This window comes from Acinetobacter sp. Marseille-Q1618 (assembly GCF_902809855.1).
Lineage (GTDB): Bacteria > Pseudomonadota > Gammaproteobacteria > Pseudomonadales > Moraxellaceae > Acinetobacter.
On the sequence record NZ_CADDWJ010000002.1, the window covers coordinates 759934 to 778907 of the forward strand.

Genomic DNA, 18974 nt, shown 5'->3' on the forward strand with positions numbered 1-18974 from the left:
TAGCAGGATCGCAATTATAAGCCGATGGATTAGGCTTTCAAAGTATTAAATGGATTAAATTGTAATCAAAATGCAATGATTATTTCTCCTTGGTTACATCTAGTTCCAAAGAGAAATTAATCATACTTTAAAAAGGTTTTATGCATTAAAACGCATAGACAAATCAACGGCTTTGACATCTTTAGTTAGCACACCCATCGAAATATAATCTACGCCTGTGCTTGCCACTTCACGTAAATTTTCAATGGTAATATTGCCTGATGCTTCTAATTTACAACGCCCTGCAACATGCTTAACCGCATCAATCATTTGTTGTTGACTGAAATTATCTAACATGACAATGTCTGCTTTGGCTTCGATGGCTTGATTGAGCTCATCCCACGTTTCAACTTCAACTTCGACAGGTTTATTCGGTGCGATTTGATGTGCTTTGGCAATGGCTTGTGCGATTCCACCTGCTGCCATGATGTGATTTTCTTTAATTAAAAAGGCATCAAACAAACCTAAACGATGGTTTTGACCACCACCCACAGCCACAGCATATTTTTGTGCGATGCGTAAACCCGGTAAGGTCTTACGGGTATCGAGCAGTTTGGTATTTAAACCTTCCAGCTGTTTGACATAGTCTGCTGTTTTGGTCGCCACAGCCGACAAGGTTTGTACAAAGTTTAAAGCTGGGCGTTCTACAGTGAGTAAGCTACGGGCTGAACCTGCAAGTTTGTAAATGGTTTCATTGGCTTTGACCAAGTCACCATCCTGTTTAAGCCATGTAATTTGTACGCTTGGATCATAAGCTTGAATTAAAGCATTCACCCACGGTTGACCTGCCAAAATCATATCTTCACGTGTGATGATGGTTGCGGTTGCTTGCTCATCTTCAGGGGTTAATAGGGCAGTGATATCGGCATCACCCACATCTTCTTGTAGTGCTTGTTGTATATTGATAAGAATAGATTGTTCAAGCAAAGACTGAGGTATACTCATAAATTCCCTATATATTCGCTCTTAAAATTGAGCGATATATTAACATTGTCCCTGAATGTTTGGAGAAGTTTTTATTTTAAGTTTGATCGGAGTAAACTATCCCACACAATTCAAACCCATACTTGAATGATGTTATAGGAAAAAATTATGCAGGTAGCACCACAGTTTCAAGTTGTAGATGGGCAGCTCTTGGGTGCTCGACAAGTCGCTTCTCCAAATTTTAACCAACGTCCTGAAAATACAGAAATTCAACTGATCGTCATTCATAATATTAGTTTGCCGCCTTCACAGTTTGGTGGAGGATATATTGAACAATTTTTTCAAAATCAACTAGATTGGTCAGCGCATCCTTATTTTAAAACTATAGAAGGCATGCAGGTTTCGACACATTTACTAATTTTAAGAACAGGTGAAGTATTGCAATTTGTCAATTTTAAAGATCGGGCTTGGCATGCAGGACGTTCAAGTTATTTAGGTAAGGTGGAATGTAATGATTATTCGATCGGGATTGAGTTAGAGGGCAGTGATGATCGAGAGTTTGAACACGTGCAATATGATGTGCTTGCTCAAGTGGTTGCAACATTACAAAAAGCCTATCCCAAAACTAGCCAACATCTCGCTGGGCATTCTGATATTGCGCCACATCGGAAAACCGATCCAGGCCCACATTTTCGATGGGACGATTTTAGAACACGACTCCATAAGCAAAAACAATAAGTCATTTATGATTTTACAACGATATTTGTTTTGAGTTTATTTACAATAGCGACTTTATTTTAACTGGGTGAATGCAATGGCGCTGTGGCGATCCACCTTTATTGTCAGTTCGATGACCATGTTGTCACGGGTCTTAGGACTGGTACGAGATATGGTGTTGTTAAATGTCTTTGGTGCAGGTAAAGACTTCGATACTTTTGTTGTTGCATTTCGTATTCCCAACTTCTTTCGGCGGCTATTTGCTGAAGGGGCTTTTTCGCAAGCGTTTATTCCGATTTTAACTGAATATAAAACCACAAAATTACATGCTGAAGTGCAGATTTTGATTAGTCGGGTGTTTGGCTGTTTGTTGACAGTGATGTCCTTGCTGACTTTATTTTGTATGATCGCTGCGCCAGTGATTTTGTATGTTTATGCGCCCGGTTTCCATAACGATCCAGCTAAATTTGATTTAGCGGTTGATATGTTCCGTTTAACCATTCCCTATCTAATGTTTATGTCGCTGACGGCTTTTGCCAGCAGTATTTTAAATAGTTATGGTTCCTTTGCATCTCCTGCATTTTCACCTGTGCTATTAAATGTGGCAATGATTGCAGGTGCATGGTGGCTTGCACCTCATATGGCTGAGCCGATTATGGCACTGGGTTGGGCGGTGGTTGCAGCGGGTATTTTACAACTTGCGATTCAAATTCCTGAGTTATGGCGTAAAAAGTTACTGATTCCGCCAAAAGTTGATTTTAAACATGAAGGTGTAGAACGCATTTTAAAATTAATGTTGCCTGCATTGTTTGGTGTATCGGTGACCCAGATTAATTTATTGCTAAATACGATTTGGGCATCGTTCATGCAGGATGGTTCAGTGTCTTGGTTATATAGTGCTGAACGTATGACGGAATTGCCTTTGGGGTTAATTGGTGTCGCGATTGGTACGGTGATTTTACCGTCCTTGTCTGCAAGTAAGGCAGAACAAGATCAAGAAAAATTTAAAAAAATGTTGGACTGGGCGGCACGTGTAATTGTACTGGTCGGTGTGCCTGCAAGTATTGCATTATTTATGTTATCTACGCCTATTATCGAAGCACTTTTTCAACATGGTGCTTTTGATGCACGTGATACACAAATGACCGCAATGGCTTTGCAATGTATGAGTGCTGGGGTGTTGGCATTTATGTTGATCAAAGTTTTTGCCCCTGGTTTTTATGCAATCCAAGATACCAAAACTCCTGTACGTGTCGGTTTAATGGCGGTTGCAGCCAATGCCATTTTGAACGTGGTCTTTATCGGAATTTTTAAGCTGATTGACTGGCAAGCAGAACATATGGCGCTTGCGATTGCATCATCTGGTTCTGCCTTGGTCAATGCCGGCATGCTGTATTTTTATTTACATAAACGTAATATTTTTCGCTTTGGCGCACATTGGAAAAAGTTGTTTATACAGTTCCTGATTGCGAATATCAGTATGATTGCTGTACTTTGGTATGCGTTGACTTGGTACGATGAGTCATTGGCTCAATGGCTTCGTATTCTTAAAGTGGTGGGTTTGTGTGTTGCAGGTGTTTTGGCTTATGGCATTGGCTTATTGGCAAGTGGTTTTAGACCACGTCATTTAAAGCATTAAATACAGTGATAGTCCATAAAAAACATCGCTAAATTGCGATGTTTTTTATTTTGAATGGTTTTATTTTTATTAAGGCAAAACTTTTAATAATTCGACATCAAAAATTAAAGTACTGTTTGGGCCAATCGCATCACCTGCGCCAATTTCACCATAAGCGAGTTTTGCTGGAATAAAGAAGCGATATTTGGCACCTTCTTGCATGAGTTGTAAACCTTCAGTCCATCCAGCAATCACTTGGCTGACTTGAAAATCAACTGCTTGTCCACGGGCGATAGAGCTATCAAACACGGTGCCATCCAGTAAACGACCTTCATAGTTAACTGAAACTTTCGATGTTGCACGTGGCTTATTGCCTTGACCCGCTTGTAAAACTTGATACTGTAAGCCAGATTTGGTCATGATTACACCAGATTTTTTTGCATTTTCAGCTAAAAAAGTTTCACCTAATTTGGCATTTTCTTGGGCAGTTTTTTGAAATTCTATCAGTTGCTTGGCTTCATTGCGTTGTTTGTATTGTGTTAATGCTTTTGCCATTTCTTCGTCAGTTAAGCTGGCTTTTTGTCCTGCTGCACCTTGTTTTAATCCTTGAATAAATGCATCTAGGTCGATGTCTTTTAAGGTTTCGGCATTATTTTTACCCATGACATAGCCATAACTATAACCAAGCTGATCTTTTTGTGGGCTTTTATTGTGAATGGTTGCTGCCTGACTTGTCGCAACCGTCATCATTACACTCAGGCATAAAATCTTTTTTTTCATCGTCAAAATCCAAAAAGGAGAGCAGATGCTCTCCTTTATTCATTATTTTACTTTAATTAATTCAACATCAAAAATTAAGGTACTGTTAGGAGGAATGGTACCAGGCACGCCTTGTTCACCATAAGCCAATTTAGATGGAATATATAAAGTTGCTTTTCCACCTTCTTTCATGAGTTGCAAACCTTCAGTCCAACCAGGAATCACTTGGTTGAGTGGGAATTCGATTGGTTCACCACGATCGTATGAACTATCAAATACTTTGCCGTCTAATAACTGACCTTTGTAATGTACAGTAACCACAGATGTTGCTGTAGGGGCTTTACCAGTGCCTTCTTTAATTATTTTATATTGAAGACCTGAAGCTGTGGTTTTAATGTCTGCTTTTTTCGCATTTTCAGTTAAGAAATTATCATTTTTAGATACAGCTGCTTGGCTATCAGCAAGTTGCTTTTTTTGCATTTCTTTTTGAAATTCCATATAAGCCGCTTGTAATTCTTCATCTGTAAATATGCGCTCTTTTTTGGCATGTGCATCACGAATCCCTGTAATAAATGTATCTACATCAACTTCAGGTGGTGTTTGGCTTGCGACTTCATAGCCTAAAGCATAGCTAATTTTTTCGACAGGTTTTGCTGTTTTTGAAATAGAACTTGAATTTACGTCAGCAGGATGTTGAGTTGCATAGTAAACAGGAACAAGTGCAGCACCGCCTAAAATTACAGCAACAGCGATGGGTAAGGCTTTACTCATGATATTTCCTAAAATTTTTATCTTGCAAAGAGCGAATGGCTAAATTATAGCTTGAATTGTGAAAGCATATAACTTCTTTGGTTGAAACGATATACATATTCAATGAAATCAACGAAAAATATACAGGGATTGAGAAAAAAAAAACCAGATCATTTGATCTGGATTTATATACTAAAAAAGCTTAGTCATCTTTATGGGCAGTATAATTATACGCATAATTATAACCATAACTATAACCACCTGATGCACGGTTAATATCATTGAGGATAATACCGTTGACTTTAGTCCCTGCTTGTTCAAAACGGTTGACTGTTAACTCAAGCTCTTTGATTTGTGTCTTGGCATAGCGTGCAACGACGAGGTTTACACCAGCATATTGTGAAATAATAATACCATCAGTGACAGCTAGTACAGGTGGCGTATCCAAAATAATATGATCATATTGCTGAGAAAGTTGCTCTAACAATTGTTTAAACTGTGCTGAAGCCAACATCTCAGAGGGATTGCTTTGATTTTTACCACGTGCGATAAAGTCCAAATTCGCTACTTCAGTTTTAAAAATCGTTTGTTCAACAGAGCTTTGATTACTTAAAAGTTCAGTTAAACCTGGTGTGGTTTCACGATTGAAATATTTATGTAAATAACCACGACGAATATCGGCATCAATCAATAACACACGTTTATTACTTTGTGCAAAAATCGTAGCAAGGTTTGCAGAGATAAACGACTTACCTACTTCTGGTGCAGGACCTGAGATCGCAATAATATTATTTTTGGCATTTGCCAATGAGAAGTGAATGGTCGTACGAATACTACGTAAACTTTCAATCGCAATATCATTATTATTTTTTACCGCAAGAATAGGAATAGATTTCTTTTTCTTAAGAATTTGAATACGACTTTCTTGAATAGGTGAACGAGGTACTGTCGCATATACTGGGAGGTCCAACTCATTTTCAATTTGAGTTGAGTCCTTAATACCTGTATGCATCAAGTTACGCAATAAGGCGATGAGTACACCAACAAAACCACCAACAAAAATCGAGAGAATCAAAATAATCAATTTTCGTGGTTTAATTGGTTCAATAGGTTCAGCTGCCGTATCAATAATACGGACATTACCAATTTCACCTGCTTCCGCAATCTTTAATTGTTGGTAATTATTAAGCAGTGAAGTGTAGAGTTCGCTATTTACTTTAACATCACGATACAATTGTAAATACAAACGTTGAGTTTCAGGTAAACGTTTTAAGGCTTGATTTAACTCATTGGCTTTTTTATCAATGGTCGCTAACTGTGCATTAATTTCAGCCATAAGTGGGTGGCTAGAGGTATATTTAGCAGAAAGTTCAGCTTGTTTTTGTTTGAGTTCGATGCGGGTTTTTTCAAGTTCAACATTTTGTTTGAGCATGAGCTCTGACTCTTGCGTAACATCAATGGTATTGAACTGCTCACGGAATTTATTGAACTTAATTTCAGACTCTTCAAGCTGTTTTTTAAGCTCAGGTAATTGCTTGTCTAAAAATTTTAAAGTTTGTTTAGATTCTAACGTCTTACGCTCAATATTTTGTGCATGATAAACATGAAGAATACTGTTGAGGACTTCAGTAATATGTTGTTTATCTTGTCCTTGATAAGCGAGACCAATAACGCCAGTAAGTTTGCCTTTTTCTGCTACAGAATAATCAGCATTTAAAGAGCTAACAGCAGCAGGTAAAGACTGTTTAACTAGAGTAAAGGTTTGTTTAAATGGTGCTTTGCTCTCAATAAAAACTGACCAAGTTCCATAACGATCTATATTTTGATTGGCTTGATTCAATTTACCTGTAAAAACAACTTGCTCATTTTTTATGTCAATGAGTTTAAATTGATTCGGTATTGTTAAATCTAAAGTAAGCGCTTTATTTTGAAAAGCGGTAGGAATATTAAACTCTTTAATTAAAAAATTAGACTGATTTTTTTGATAAAAAACACCATCTTTTCGATAATCTAATAAAATATCATCTTTGGTTAAAAGACGATGTAATTTACCATCCTCATCATCTTGGATTTTAATATTAAGATTTAAATCTTGAATGACAGTCCCCAAGACCATGCGGGACTTTAGGATTTCAATCTCTGCTTGAGCTGGAGATTTTTGCTCAACCACAGAGGATAAATCACCTAGCAGCGCAGCAGCACCAGCGCCTTTACTTTCCTCTACTTGAACCATAGCATCAGTAGAGTAAGTGTTTGGTGTGATCCGTAAATAGAGCAAGGCACAAATCAAGCTTAAAATGACACAAAGGGCAATCACTTTCCATTGAGCAATTAAGGAAAAAAATAGCTCTTTTAAGTCGATCGTATCATCATTCGTTTTTGAATTTTGGTTCATATGACTACAACTAATTAAAATTTAAAGATGTGATTGCCAATCAATGACATAACGTTGAATATTATCGCATGTCTCAATGAAAAATGCTTGATCATGCTTATAAGGATCAGGCACATTAATGTTCTGCCAGTGCCCGAGCATAAAAACTTTACCTTTTGCAAATGGCCAAGTTTGTTCAATATGTTTTTGTTGATTATGACTCATGACTAAGATCAAATCAGACTTTTTAATCAGTTCAGCGTTGATTTGTTTGGCGATATGCGCACGCATGTCTATATTTTTATTGTCCATACACGCAATAGCTTTATCATCAGCTTGGTGTCCTACCATTGCAGACAAACCTGCTGACTCAACATGTAAGTCAGGGCGAGCATTTTTTAAAAAATACTCTGCCATTGGACTTCTGCAAATATTACCCACACATACGACAAGAATATTTTGAATTTGCATTATTGTCCTAACCGATCAATATTATATAAAGCATTAGAGAAAGGAATAATTTGATTGATTACACGTTGCCAGCGTGTTAAACCTGTCGCATCGACATAAACAATATCATTTTTTTGCATCGCAAACTGATTTGCTAAAGCAAAATTACCAAAACTACTTAAGTCAAGTTGATAGACTGTAGAACCTTTAGTATTAAGGTCGGTACGCATTACATAAATTCGCGCCGCACTGGCAGAGTTTGGATTAATCCCGCCACTTTCACCTAGTACATCACTCAAGGTCATGCCTTGATCTCGTAAGTTAATGGCTTGGGTGCGGCTTGATTCACCAAGAACATAAAGTTTTTGATCTTGTTTAGTATTTACAAATAAAGTGTCATTCGGCTGAATGAGCAGGTTATGTAAAGATAGGCCTTGTTTTTCCAGCGCAATGGTATTTAGATTATAAGTTTGACCATTACGGATCAGTTGGATATTGGTATTGTCACCTGTTTGTGAATTAATACCACCTGCTTGACCTAGCGCTGTATAAATACTGATGGGTTGATCATTTAAAGTATATTGCCCACTTTTCATGACTTGACCATTCACAAAATAACGCTTTCCTTCATAAGATAAAACACGCACAACCACATCAGGTGTTTTAAGATATTTAGCAAATAATCCACGCATTTCTTTATTGATTTGCGATAAGGTTTTACCTTCAGCGCGGTAAGTACCAATGAGAGGTGCCTGAATATACCCATTTTGATCAATACGATAACCATTGGCGAGTACAGAAGTATCATTGGTCATCTGTGTAACGGGTGGGGTAATTTCTGGATATGCCCAAAGCTGAATAGATAAGATATCCCCTGCACTTAAACGATAAGCTTTATTTTGATTCTGAAATAAGGAATATAAATTTTGGGATTGAATATCGCTATTCGTTAAAGTACTTGGTAAGGTTTGTTGCGTAAGTTGAACAACATTCAGTTCTGCACCTTGATCCGTTTGATATTGTCCTTGTTCTGGCACATCATAAGTCTGCAGACCAGAAGTCATTGCGCAACCAGTAAATAAAAACGAAACTGCTAAAAATAGTGAGGTGCGAGGATACTTCACATTCAAAACCCTTAATTGTATTAAATTGTAACTTAGAATTACCTTATGGAATGAATTGTATTCTATTACAGCTTAAATTCCTACTAGACTTAATTATGATAAATATAATTAATACATAAATCTTAAGGTTTTTAGTTAAAAACATGTAACTTGGGTTAAAGTTTATAAGGTTTTCATTTAGAATACAGTATTGTTTTATATATTATAACGAACTGAATATATCAGTATTGGACTTTAAAGCATGATTCAACTTGAACAACTTCAAATAGCAATTATTGGATTAGGCTATGTCGGTTTGCCTTTAGCAGTTGAATTTGGTAAAAAAGTAGCTGTTGTTGGATTTGATATTTATCAGAAGCGAATTGACGAGTTGAAAAGTGGGCAAGACCATACTTTAGAAGTTAGTCCTGAGGAATTAAAAAAAGCAGAGTTTTTAACCTATAGTTCTGATTTAGAAGATTTAAATAGTGCTAATTTTTATATCGTAACAGTTCCAACACCGATTGATGATTTTAAACAACCAGATTTAACTCCTTTAATTAAAGCTTCAATGACTATTGGTAAAGTGTTGAAAAAAGGAGATGTTATTGTCTATGAGTCTACAGTTTATCCTGGTGCTACAGAAGAGATATGTATCCCTGTATTAGAAAAAGAATCAGGGCTTAAATTTAATATAGACTTTTTTGTCGGTTATAGTCCAGAGCGCATTAATCCTGGTGATAAAAACCGTCATGTCACTAATATTTTAAAAATTACTTCAGGGTCTACGTCTGAAATTGCTGATTATGTAGATCAGGTTTATAACCTGATTATTAAAGCGGGCACTTATCAAGCACCAAATATAAAAGTGGCAGAAGCTGCTAAAGTGATAGAGAATACACAACGTGATGTAAATATTGCTTTAATTAATGAGTTGGCTCTTATTTTTAATAAAATGGGAATTGATACTGAGGACGTCCTAAAAGCTGCAGGTACAAAATGGAACTTTTTACCATTTCGACCAGGCCTAGTAGGGGGGCATTGTATTGGTGTCGATCCTTATTACTTAACACATAAAGCGCAATCTATAGGCTTACATCCAGAAATCATACTTGCTGCCCGACGTTTAAATGATCGTATGGGTGAATATGTTGCGACTCAATTAATTAAAGAAATGGTGAAGCAACGTATTCAAGTGGTTGATTCTAAAATTTTAGTGATGGGTTTAAGTTTTAAAGAAAATTGCCCAGATATTCGTAATACCAAAATTGTAGATATGGTCAAAGCGCTAAAAGAATATGATCTAGATATCGATATTTATGATCCATGGGTAGATGTAGCAGAGGCTGAGCATGAATATGGTCTTGCCCCAATTCAGGCTTTAGATGCTTCAAGTTATGATGCTATTGTGATCGCAGTTGCACATGAGCAATTTAAGGCAATGCCAATTCAAGAATTTCATGCTTTAGGAAAAGAAAAGCATGTGTTGTATGATTTGAAATATATATTGCAGAAAGATGAGTCTAATATTAGGCTTTAATTTATATAACTTTTTTAATTTGAAACAAAGCTAGAGGAAAAAATGCTAGAAGGCTCAACAATATTAGTAACAGGTGGTACAGGATCTTTTGGTAATACATTTGTACCTATGACATTGGAAAAATATAATCCTAAAAAAATTATAATTTTTTCTCGTGATGAGATGAAACAATGGGAAATGGCTAAAAAATTTAAAGATGATCCACGTGTTCGTTTTTTTATTGGCGATGTACGTGATAAAGAACGTCTATATCGTGCTTTAGATGGCGTGGATTATGTTGTACATGCTGCGGCAACAAAAATTGTACCAACTGCTGAATATAATCCTTTTGAATGCATCAAAACAAATATCAATGGTGCTATGAATTTGATTGATGCATGTATTGATAAAAAAGTAAAAGGTGTTGTTGCACTTTCAACTGATAAAGCAAGTAGTCCAATTAATTTATATGGTGCAACTAAGCTTGCATCAGATAAGCTTTTTGTTGCAGGTAATGCTTATTCTGGCGAACATGGTACGAAATTCTCAGTTGTTCGTTACGGAAATGTAATGGGATCTCGTGGCTCAGTAATTCCATTCTTTATGTCTATTAAAGATAAAGGTGTATTACCAATTACTGATGATCGCATGACACGTTTTATGATTTCTTTAGAGCAGGGTGTTGAGTTGGTTTGGCATGCTTTTGATGATATGGTCGGTGGTGAGATTTATGTGAAAAAAATCCCGTCTATGAAAGTAACAGATCTAGCATCAACTGTTGCACCAGAGGCTACGCAAGAAGTTGTAGGTATTCGTCCAGGTGAAAAACTTCATGAACAAATGATTAGTGTGGAAGATTCATACTATACATTTGAATATCCTGAACATTATAAAATTTTACCAGTAATTAATGATTGGGCTGAGTCAGCAGAACGTATTAAAGATGGTAAAAAAGTACCAGAAGGTTTCCATTATTCAAGCGATAACAATGTAGATTGGATGAGTTCAGATGATCTTCAAAAATGGTTAGTTGCAAACGCTGAAAAAATAGGAAATATCTAAAAATGTTTATCCCATACGGCAAACAAAATATTAGTCAGGCAGATATAGATGCTGTGGTCGATGTCTTACAATCTGACTTTTTAACACAAGGTCCTCAAGTGCCTACATTTGAAAAGTCAGTGGCACAATTAGTTGGGGCAAAACATGCTTTAGCGGTTAATAGTGCAACGTCTGCTTTACATATTGCTTGTTTGGCGTTGGGATTGGGTAAGGGAGATATCCTGTGGACATCTCCTATTACTTTTGTGGCTTCATCAAACTGTGCATTATATTGTAATGCTGATGTTGATTTTGTGGATATTGATCCTCAAACATATAACATATCTGTAACTGCTTTAAAGCTGAAATTAGAACAAGCACAAAAAGACAATAAATTACCTAAAATTGTTGTACCAGTGCACTTATGTGGTCAACCTTGTGATATGGCAGAAATTTATGCACTTTCACAAGAATATGGTTTTAAAATAATTGAAGATGCATCACATGCGATTGGTGGTAAATACCAGGAGTCTTATGTAGGTGCAGGACAATATTCTGATATTACTATTTTTAGTTTTCATCCTGTAAAAATTATTACTACAGCAGAAGGCGGTATGGCATTAACAAATAATGCTGAACTTGCTCAAAAAATGGATTTATTTAGAAGCCATGGTGTAACACGTAATCAAGAATTAATGAGTAAAGCACCTGAAGGTCCTTGGTATTATCAGCAAGTTGATCTTGGTTTTAACTACCGTATGACTGAACTGCAGGCTGCATTGGGTGTTTCTCAGATGCATCGCTTAGAACAATTTGTTGCTAAGCGTCATGAGATAGCAAAAATATATAATCAAATTTTGAAAGATTTACCTGTTATTTTGCCATATCAATTGCCTGAAACATATTCAGGATTACATTTATATGTAATACGATTGAAGCTTAATGAAATAAGTAAAACACGTAAAGAAGTATTTGAGCAATTACGTGAGAAAGGCATTGGTGTAAATGTACATTATATTCCTGTGCATACTCAGCCATATTATGAAAGCCTTGGATTTAAGCAGGGTGATTTCCCTGAAGCAGAATCATATTATGCTTCAGCAATTAGTTTGCCAATGTATCCAGATTTAACTCAAGAGCAAATTGATTATATTTACCAAACTTTGAAAGAGGTATTGGTCTAAAATGCAACTCGCTGTTATTCCTGCGCGAGGCGGAAGTAAGCGCATTCCTCGTAAAAATATTAAGCTATTTCATGGGAAACCAATGATTGCTTGGTCTATAGAAGCCGCATTAGAAAGTAATTGTTTCGATGAGGTATGGGTGTCTACTGATGATGCTGAAATTGCACAAGTCGCGCAGGAGTACGGTGCGAAAGTTCCATTTTTAAGGCCAGATGAGTTATCAGATGACTTTGCAACTACTGCTGATGTTATGCAGCATGCTGTAAAGTTTTTTGAAGAAGAAAAGCAAGTTTGCCCAGATTATGTATGTTGTTTATACGCTACAGCTCCATTTGTTATCCAGCAAGACTTGTTGAGTGGCTTGAATCTTATTCAGTCTGAAAAAGTTGATTATGTATTTAGTGCTACGACTTTTCCTTTTCCAATTCAACGTGCAATAAAGTTGACGGAAAATGATCGTGTTGAAATGTTTTCACCTGAGTATTTCAATACACGTTCGCAAGATTTACAAGAAGCTTGGCATGATGCTGGACAGTTTTATTGGGGAACAGCAGAGGCTTGGCTGAGTAAATCTACTGTATTCTCTAATAAATCAATGATCATTGAGCTTCCTAGATTTAGAGTACAAGATATTGATACTCTAGAAGACTGGAAAAGGGCAGAGTTAATTGGTCAGGCGTTGTTAAAAGAATAAGGTTATACCTTATTCTTTTTAAAAATTGTGTGTTGCACAAGAGCTTCGCCTGTAATGACTATATTTCCATTAGTGTCTAAAATATTGGTAGATATTTTTGCACGACTTTTATTTTCATCAATTTCAAGTACATCTACTATTGCTGTATAAGTTGTGTTGATATACATTGGTCTTTTAAATGAAAGAGTTTGTTTTAAATAAATAGTGCCTTCGCCTGGAAAGTTAGTTCCTAAAATTTTAGAAAAAATACTACCACCTAGAAAACCATGAATAATTTTTTGTTTAAAAATAGTATTAGATGCATATTTATCATCTAAATGAATAGGGTTTGTGTCTCCAGAAGCCTCGGAAAAAAGGATTACATGCTCTTGAGTAAAATGGAAATCTTCACGGTATTGATAATTTAATAGGTTATCCATAAATTTTCTCTTTTAATTGCTGTTTACATTTTTCCCAATCACTTTTGATGAGTCCTAGCCCAACAACATCAATTTTTTCTCCATTTTTAATACAATGTTCTCTAAAAAAAGCCTCTTTAACAAAGCCAAATTTTTCATGCATTGCAATGACTTTTCCATTAAAAGAGAAAACTTCACATCTTAATTTATTTAAATTAAGTTCATTAAACACATACTCAATAATATTAAACTCAACTTTTGAACCAATTCCAGCTCCGCGTACAGATGTATCACCTAAGTAAAAAGCCCAAAAACAACTACTTAAGTTTCTATTGATTTCTGAAATACTTGCCAAACCTAAGGGCTTTTCTTGATACTCAATAATCCAGTATTTAGAAGTAGGATCATCTTTAACCTTATTGAACCATTTTTTTTGATTTTCTTCAGTAATATAAGTATCAGTATACATATACTTGGAAACATCTGATGAGTTTCGCCAATTTCTTACCAGTTCTAAATCTGAGGCAGATAAAGGTTTTAAAGTAATGTCATTCATTTGTATTTGAAATCTTTAATTAAACTAGAAAATGTTAATATAGCTTAAAATTTAATATTAGGGTTAAAAATGAATTTTTTTTTTAGATGTGATGCTTCGATCAGTATAGGAAGTGGGCATGTAATGAGATGTTTGACTCTTGCTAACCTATTGAAAAATAAAGGTGAATCATGTAGATTTCTCTGTAAAAATTTGGATGGAAATTTGATTCAATTTATAAAAAGAAGTGGTTATGATGTAGATGTAATTGAACCCGAAATAAATTTTCAAAATAATGAATTTTATCATTCAAGTTGGTTGCAAAGTACGCAAGAATATGATGCAAAACAATGTCTAAGATTTATTCAGGGAAGCGATAGAGACAATAATATTGTAATAGTGGATCATTATGCTTTATCCCAATCTTGGGAAAATATTATACGTTCTGTTTCGCATAAAATGATAGCAATTGATGATTTGGCAGATAGAAAACATCATGTTGAATTATTAATAGATAGTGGGCTATCTCGTAAAGATAAAGATTATGATGGCTTGGTTAATGAAACATGTCAGTTGTTAATAGGTGTAAAGTTTGTACCCTTACGTCCAGAGTTTACATGTTTTCATAAACTAGCAACTAAAATAAGAAATCCAAATGATATTAAAAAAATTTTAATTAACTTAGGTGGGGTGGATAAAGATAATTTGACTTCAAAAATACTTCAGATTTTGGAAAATGACTATAATAAAAAAGATGTGATTTTTGACGTAATTTTGGGTACTACTTCCCCTTGGATTGAAAGCATACAAAAAATGACAAAAAATATGAAAAACAAAATAAATATTCATGTAGGAGTAAGTAATATTCATGAATTCATGCTAAATGCAGATATAGCAATTGGTGCTGCTGGAAGTACCTCATGGGAGCGATGTTGTTTAGGTTTACCTACAGTTTTAATATGTATTGCACAAAATCAAATTCAATTAGCAAATGACCTTGATCAATTGGGTGTTGCAAAAATGCTTAAAAGTGAAAATTTAGAAGAAGGATTGATTTTAAAGATACAGGAATTATCAAGTATGCGATTACGAGAAATGAGTCAGCGTTGTCTTCAGTTGATTGATGGTCAGGGTGCAAATAGAATTTTATCTGCTATAGAGTTGTTATATAGATGAAAGCTGAACTTAAAAAAATAGAATTAAATGATTTAGAAATGCTATTGAGTTGGCGAAATGATGTAAGTGTTAGAAAATGGATGTATTCTTCACAAGAAATAAGTTTAGATCAGCATATAAAATGGTATAATGACTTAAGTACATCTCAACAGCAATTAGGTTTCATTTTTTATTATAATAATGAGCCAATGGGATTTGTTTCATTTCATCTTGATAAACACTTTTGCGAATGGGGGTTTTATATTAAACCTAATGCTAGGAAGGGTGTGGGTATGATATTGGGACAAACAGCAATTCAATATGCATTTGATATTTTGGGTGTTCAGAAAATATTTGGGCAGGTTCTAGCTTTTAATGAAAGATCAGTTTCTTTTCATTTGAAGTTGGGATTTAAACAAGAAGGTTTGCTTAGACAACATTTTAAAGATAGTCGTGGAGAGTTTGATATTTTTCAATTCGGGCTATTGAAATCAGAATGGTTAGAGAGATAAAGATGAATAAAAAAATTCAGATTAATGGACGAGATATTGGAGTTGATTTTCCTCCATATATCATTGCTGAGCTATCTGCAAACCACAATGGTAGTTTAGAGACTGCTCTAAAAATTATTGAACAAGCCAAACTTTGTGGTGCAGATGCGATCAAACTACAAACATATAAAGCAGACACTATTACTTTAGACAGTCGTAATGAAGAGTTCATGATTCGAGGCGGTCTCTGGGATGGGCAATCATTATTTGAGCTTTATGAAAAAGCACATATGCCTTGGGAATGGCACAAACCTTTATTTGATTATGCACGTAAATTAGATATTACGATGTTTAGTTCACCTTTTGATCGTACAGCAGTGGACTTATTAGAGGATTTAAATGCGCCTGCTTATAAAATTGCATCTTTTGAAGCAATTGATTTGCCTTTGATTAAATATGTTGCATCGACAGGCAAACCTATGATTATTTCAACGGGTATGGCTGATGAGGCAGAAATTTCAGAAGCAATTCAAGCTGCTTATGATGGTGGTTGTAAAGAACTTGTCGTTTTACATTGTGTGAGTGGTTATCCTGCTCCTGCAGAAGATTATAATTTGTTGACATTGCAAGATATGGCAAAGCGTTTTGATGTGCCAGTTGGTCTATCTGACCATACTTTAGATAATACAACTGCCATTGCTTCTGTCGTGTTAGGTGCTTGTGTAATAGAAAAGCATTTTACTTTGGATCGTAATGGTGGTGGACCAGATGATAGTTTTTCACTGGAGCCTGGTGAGCTGAAGCAACTATGCACAGGTTCAAAAACAGCATGGCAAGCGCTAGGTAAAGTAGATTATGGTCGTAAATCAAGTGAGCAAGGCAATGCACAGTTCCGACGTTCTCTTTATTTTGTAAAAGATATGAAAGCTGGGGAAGTTGTTGATGAATCTAGCATTCGTAGTGTCCGTCCTGGCTTTGGCTTAGCCCCTAAGTCTTATGATGAAATTTTAGGTAAAACTTTAGTGCAAGATGTAGAAAAAAATACTGCGACACGTTTAGATTTATTTAAATAATAATGCGTATTTTAAAAGACAGTTTTATTTATTTAGCGGGGGAGCTTTTTGCAAAAAGTCTCCCTTTTCTCATGTTGCCTTATTTAACCCGAAAATTGGGACCTGAAGGCTTTGGTGAGTTATCTTATTATCTTACTTGGTTGGCTTTATTTGGAATTTTTATTGGGCTAAGTCAGGAAGGGGCGGTTACTCGTTATTTTTACTTTTATGGTGAAAAAGCTTTAAATACTGTAGTTACAGCAGGTTATTTATACAATGTTGTGATTTCAGCAATACTACTTTTAGGCTGTTGGTTTTTCCAAGCTGAAATTATGGCATATATTGTACTCGCAACCATGTTTCAGTCTTTTGTTAATGTACAGTTGGCCTTGCGTCAGTGCCAAAAACAACCTTTCAAATATATAACAATCCAAATCATACTTTCCCTTACTAATGTTGTTTTTACGGTGGCTGCTTTAGAGCTATTTAGTGAAGACTTAGTTGCCTATCGAATTTTAGCAATTGTTGTTGCAAATGCATTAACATTCTTTATTGCTAGCGTTGTGCTAGGAAATTTATTTTCTACTGAAAATAAACTGACAGTAAACCGACTAAAACTCAGTGTTTTGTATTTGTTTTCTTTTGGTGTGCCGCTGATTTTGCATCAATCGAGCTTTTTTATAAAAGGACAGTTGGATCGTTTGTTTATTTATGAACACTACTCGAAAGCTGAGTTGGGAATTTTCTCGGCGGGAGTGCAAGTGGCTGCTGTGCTACCTATTGTATTAATGGCTCTAAATAAAGCAATAGTGCCATATTATTATCAAAATTTAAAAGAAAAAAAATTATCTATACAAACTATCAAGAAATACACACTTCTTTGTATGCCATTGTGTATAATTCCTGCCTTAATTGGTTTTGTGTTACCCGAAAGTTTTTATGTATGGTTTTTGGGTGAAAAGTATGTAGAATCAAAGTATTACGTGGTAATGTATTTGTTAGGTTATGGTGCGAATTTACCTTATCTAATGCTAGTTAATTATTTGTTTTTTCATGCTAAAAATAAGTTAATTGCTAGCGTTACTTTTATAAGTTCAATATTCTATGTGGTTCTAATGATTGTTTTAGGACAGTATTCTATAGAATATATTCCTTATGCGCTAATCTTATCAAATCTTTTAATGGTTGTGATGTTATGGAAATATGTAATAAAGAAAAAATAATACTTTTAGGTTTTTCAATTATAAGTCCTTTACATTTAATGAATTTCATGACTATTTATATGGCTAATAGAGATTCATATGGATCGGCTTACGTTGGGCTTTCAGGTTTTTTAAAGTCTAGGAATGTACCAGAAAGATATTTAGATTTTTGTAGAAAGCAGGGTGTTACCTTTTTTGAAATTAGTGATATAGATAGTATTCTATTGAATAATAAAAAAATGAAATTTGATTTTGTTTTTATTAATGCATATGCTTTTAAAGCAGTATTAAAAAAACTATATAATATAAGAAATATTTATTTTATTGATGAAGGAATATCAACATACTCAACTAAAAAACATTTAATTAAAATAAATAAAATTGAAAAAAATTTTGTCTATTATAGAAATTATTTTGTTAAGTTTTTTCTTAGTATTTTTTTTGAAATATTTTTTTTTGGCAGAATTAAAAAATTAAACTTTTTTAATAAAGAAGACTATATAGTCAATATTGATTTTAAGAATGCGTTTGTGAATGTTTTAAAAAGAATACCTGATGAAGAGAGGTTTTTGAAAAAGGAAAATGTGGTTTTGTATTGTTCACAACCTTTTTTAGAGCTAAATAAAGTTAGTGAAATTGATTTAAAAAAATCTTTAACTTCAATAAAAAGTAAAGTAGAAGATAAAGGTTATTCTTTATTAATAAAAAAACATCCTGCGGAACATATGTTTGATTATGAAAGTAATGGATTTGAGGTTTTAGAATTTGATGGGATGTTGGAGGAATATATAGTGAAGTATCCTATTATATCCTTAATTTCTAAGAACTCTACAAGTTCACTTTTGGCGAATGCTTTAATTAATATTCCTAGTTATATTTTAGATTATAATGACTCTGAAAGTTTAGATGAAAATTTAAAGGTATTATTCTCAAAGTATTGTATCCCTTTTGAATTATTTTAAAGAGTTA

General features: G+C 34.7%; 19 protein-coding genes. 11 read left to right on the top strand and 8 right to left on the bottom strand.

From position 1 onward, the window contains the following. Positions 1-138: 138 nt before the first annotated feature. Positions 139-984: a carboxylating nicotinate-nucleotide diphosphorylase gene (nadC, locus tag HUS24_RS10735; protein ID WP_173912005.1), complete on the bottom strand. Its 846-nt coding sequence runs from the start codon at positions 982-984 to the stop codon at positions 139-141. Positions 985-1131: 147 nt separating this feature from the next. Here nadC and ampD point away from each other — a divergent pair, with 147 nt between their 5' ends. Both ampD and murJ read left to right on the top strand, forming a co-directional pair. Next, positions 1132-1701: a 1,6-anhydro-N-acetylmuramyl-L-alanine amidase AmpD gene (gene ampD / locus HUS24_RS10740; protein ID WP_173912006.1), complete on the top strand. Its 570-nt coding sequence runs from the start codon at positions 1132-1134 to the stop codon at positions 1699-1701. Positions 1702-1768: 67 nt separating this feature from the next. Further along, positions 1769-3319: a murein biosynthesis integral membrane protein MurJ gene (gene murJ, locus HUS24_RS10745; RefSeq protein WP_173912007.1), complete on the top strand. Its 1551-nt coding sequence runs from the start codon at positions 1769-1771 to the stop codon at positions 3317-3319. A gap of 69 nt (positions 3320-3388) precedes the next feature. Here the strand turns inward: murJ and HUS24_RS10750 are convergent, their stop codons facing one another. The 5 genes from HUS24_RS10750 to HUS24_RS10770 form a co-directional block, all read right to left on the bottom strand. Continuing rightward, positions 3389-4078, bottom strand: a complete 690-nt coding sequence (locus HUS24_RS10750; RefSeq protein WP_173912008.1) for an FKBP-type peptidyl-prolyl cis-trans isomerase — start codon at positions 4076-4078, stop codon at positions 3389-3391. Between the two features lie 42 nt (positions 4079-4120). Next, positions 4121-4828, bottom strand: a complete 708-nt coding sequence (locus tag HUS24_RS10755; RefSeq protein WP_171532099.1) for an FKBP-type peptidyl-prolyl cis-trans isomerase — start codon at positions 4826-4828, stop codon at positions 4121-4123. Positions 4829-5009: 181 nt separating this feature from the next. After that, entirely contained in the window at positions 5010-7202 is a 2193-nt protein-coding gene (locus tag HUS24_RS10760) for a polysaccharide biosynthesis tyrosine autokinase (protein WP_173912009.1), read from the bottom strand. Positions 7203-7223: 21 nt separating this feature from the next. Further along, positions 7224-7652: a low molecular weight protein-tyrosine-phosphatase gene (locus tag HUS24_RS10765; RefSeq protein ID WP_173912010.1), complete on the bottom strand. Its 429-nt coding sequence runs from the start codon at positions 7650-7652 to the stop codon at positions 7224-7226. Next, complete coding sequence (locus tag HUS24_RS10770) at positions 7652-8755, bottom strand: polysaccharide biosynthesis/export family protein (RefSeq protein WP_173912011.1); 1104 nt, start codon at positions 8753-8755, stop codon at positions 7652-7654. Before HUS24_RS10770 ends, HUS24_RS10765 begins: the two co-directional genes overlap by 1 nt. 241 nt (positions 8756-8996) lie before the next feature. On the opposite strand from HUS24_RS10770, the gene tviB reads away from it, so the two are divergent. The 4 genes from tviB to pseF are packed head-to-tail and all read left to right on the top strand — an operon-like array spanning position 8997 to position 13172. Next, entirely contained in the window at positions 8997-10274 is a 1278-nt protein-coding gene (gene tviB, locus HUS24_RS10775) for a Vi polysaccharide biosynthesis UDP-N-acetylglucosamine C-6 dehydrogenase TviB (RefSeq protein ID WP_173912012.1), read from the top strand. Between the two features lie 42 nt (positions 10275-10316). Next, on the top strand, positions 10317-11315 hold the full coding sequence (gene pseB, locus HUS24_RS10780) for a UDP-N-acetylglucosamine 4,6-dehydratase (inverting) (RefSeq protein WP_173912013.1): 999 nt from the start codon (positions 10317-10319) through the stop codon (positions 11313-11315). A gap of 2 nt (positions 11316-11317) precedes the next feature. Further along, positions 11318-12478 carry a UDP-4-amino-4,6-dideoxy-N-acetyl-beta-L-altrosamine transaminase gene (pseC, locus tag HUS24_RS10785; RefSeq protein ID WP_173912014.1) on the top strand — a complete coding sequence of 387 codons (1161 nt, stop codon included), beginning with the start codon at positions 11318-11320 and terminating at the stop codon, positions 12476-12478. A 1-nt stretch (position 12479) separates the two neighbouring features. Further along, complete coding sequence (pseF, locus tag HUS24_RS10790) at positions 12480-13172, top strand: pseudaminic acid cytidylyltransferase (protein ID WP_173912015.1); 693 nt, start codon at positions 12480-12482, stop codon at positions 13170-13172. A gap of 2 nt (positions 13173-13174) precedes the next feature. Here pseF and HUS24_RS10795 read toward each other — a convergent pair whose 3' ends face one another. Beyond that, entirely contained in the window at positions 13175-13591 is a 417-nt protein-coding gene (locus tag HUS24_RS10795; RefSeq protein WP_173912016.1) for a MaoC family dehydratase, read from the bottom strand. After that, positions 13584-14126 (bottom strand): UDP-4-amino-4,6-dideoxy-N-acetyl-beta-L-altrosamine N-acetyltransferase, encoded by a 543-nt coding sequence (pseH, locus tag HUS24_RS10800; RefSeq protein ID WP_173912017.1) that lies wholly within the window; start codon positions 14124-14126, stop codon positions 13584-13586. The genes HUS24_RS10795 and pseH (HUS24_RS10800) overlap by 8 nt, the downstream gene beginning before the upstream one ends. Positions 14127-14195: 69 nt before the next feature. Between pseH (HUS24_RS10800) and pseG the strand changes: the two genes are divergently transcribed. The 5 genes from pseG to HUS24_RS10825 are packed head-to-tail and all read left to right on the top strand — an operon-like array spanning position 14196 to position 18967. Further along, entirely contained in the window at positions 14196-15281 is a 1086-nt protein-coding gene (pseG, locus tag HUS24_RS10805; protein ID WP_173912018.1) for a UDP-2,4-diacetamido-2,4,6-trideoxy-beta-L-altropyranose hydrolase, read from the top strand. Then, positions 15278-15772, top strand: coding sequence for a UDP-4-amino-4,6-dideoxy-N-acetyl-beta-L-altrosamine N-acetyltransferase (pseH, locus tag HUS24_RS10810; RefSeq protein WP_173912019.1), 495 nt, complete (start codon positions 15278-15280; stop codon positions 15770-15772). Before pseG ends, pseH (HUS24_RS10810) begins: the two co-directional genes overlap by 4 nt. A gap of 2 nt (positions 15773-15774) precedes the next feature. Next, the gene (gene pseI, locus HUS24_RS10815; RefSeq protein ID WP_173912020.1) at positions 15775-16824 is read left to right on the top strand and encodes a pseudaminic acid synthase; all 1050 of its coding nucleotides are present in this window, start codon (positions 15775-15777) and stop codon (positions 16822-16824) included. Between the two features lie 2 nt (positions 16825-16826). Next, complete coding sequence (locus tag HUS24_RS10820) at positions 16827-18026, top strand: oligosaccharide flippase family protein (protein ID WP_173912021.1); 1200 nt, start codon at positions 16827-16829, stop codon at positions 18024-18026. A 59-nt stretch (positions 18027-18085) separates the two neighbouring features. Next, a complete protein-coding gene (locus HUS24_RS10825; RefSeq protein WP_173912022.1) occupies positions 18086-18967 on the top strand; it encodes a polysialyltransferase family glycosyltransferase in 882 nt (293 codons plus the stop codon). Positions 18968-18974: the final 7 nt, after the last annotated feature.

Excerpts from the sequence above, each read along its gene's own strand:
- pseH (WP_173912017.1), bottom strand. The coding sequence starts at position 14,126 with ATGAATGACATTACTTTAAAACCTTTATCTGCCTCAGATTTAGAACTG.
- HUS24_RS10760 (WP_173912009.1), bottom strand. The coding sequence starts at position 7,202 with ATGAACCAAAATTCAAAAACGAATGATGATACGATCGACTTAAAAGAG.
- tviB (WP_173912012.1), top strand. The coding sequence starts at position 8,997 with ATGATTCAACTTGAACAACTTCAAATAGCAATTATTGGATTAGGCTAT.
- HUS24_RS10825 (WP_173912022.1), top strand. The coding sequence starts at position 18,086 with ATGGCTAATAGAGATTCATATGGATCGGCTTACGTTGGGCTTTCAGGT.
- HUS24_RS10820 (WP_173912021.1), top strand. The coding sequence starts at position 16,827 with ATGCGTATTTTAAAAGACAGTTTTATTTATTTAGCGGGGGAGCTTTTT.
- HUS24_RS10755 (WP_171532099.1), bottom strand. The coding sequence starts at position 4,828 with ATGAGTAAAGCCTTACCCATCGCTGTTGCTGTAATTTTAGGCGGTGCT.
- ampD (WP_173912006.1), top strand. The coding sequence starts at position 1,132 with ATGCAGGTAGCACCACAGTTTCAAGTTGTAGATGGGCAGCTCTTGGGT.
- pseF (WP_173912015.1), top strand. The coding sequence starts at position 12,480 with ATGCAACTCGCTGTTATTCCTGCGCGAGGCGGAAGTAAGCGCATTCCT.
- nadC (WP_173912005.1), bottom strand. The coding sequence starts at position 984 with ATGAGTATACCTCAGTCTTTGCTTGAACAATCTATTCTTATCAATATA.
- pseI (WP_173912020.1), top strand. The coding sequence starts at position 15,775 with ATGAATAAAAAAATTCAGATTAATGGACGAGATATTGGAGTTGATTTT.
- pseB (WP_173912013.1), top strand. The coding sequence starts at position 10,317 with ATGCTAGAAGGCTCAACAATATTAGTAACAGGTGGTACAGGATCTTTT.
- pseC (WP_173912014.1), top strand. The coding sequence starts at position 11,318 with ATGTTTATCCCATACGGCAAACAAAATATTAGTCAGGCAGATATAGAT.
- HUS24_RS10750 (WP_173912008.1), bottom strand. The coding sequence starts at position 4,078 with ATGAAAAAAAAGATTTTATGCCTGAGTGTAATGATGACGGTTGCGACA.
- HUS24_RS10765 (WP_173912010.1), bottom strand. The coding sequence starts at position 7,652 with ATGCAAATTCAAAATATTCTTGTCGTATGTGTGGGTAATATTTGCAGA.
- HUS24_RS10795 (WP_173912016.1), bottom strand. The coding sequence starts at position 13,591 with ATGGATAACCTATTAAATTATCAATACCGTGAAGATTTCCATTTTACT.
- pseG (WP_173912018.1), top strand. The coding sequence starts at position 14,196 with ATGAATTTTTTTTTTAGATGTGATGCTTCGATCAGTATAGGAAGTGGG.
- pseH (WP_173912019.1), top strand. The coding sequence starts at position 15,278 with ATGAAAGCTGAACTTAAAAAAATAGAATTAAATGATTTAGAAATGCTA.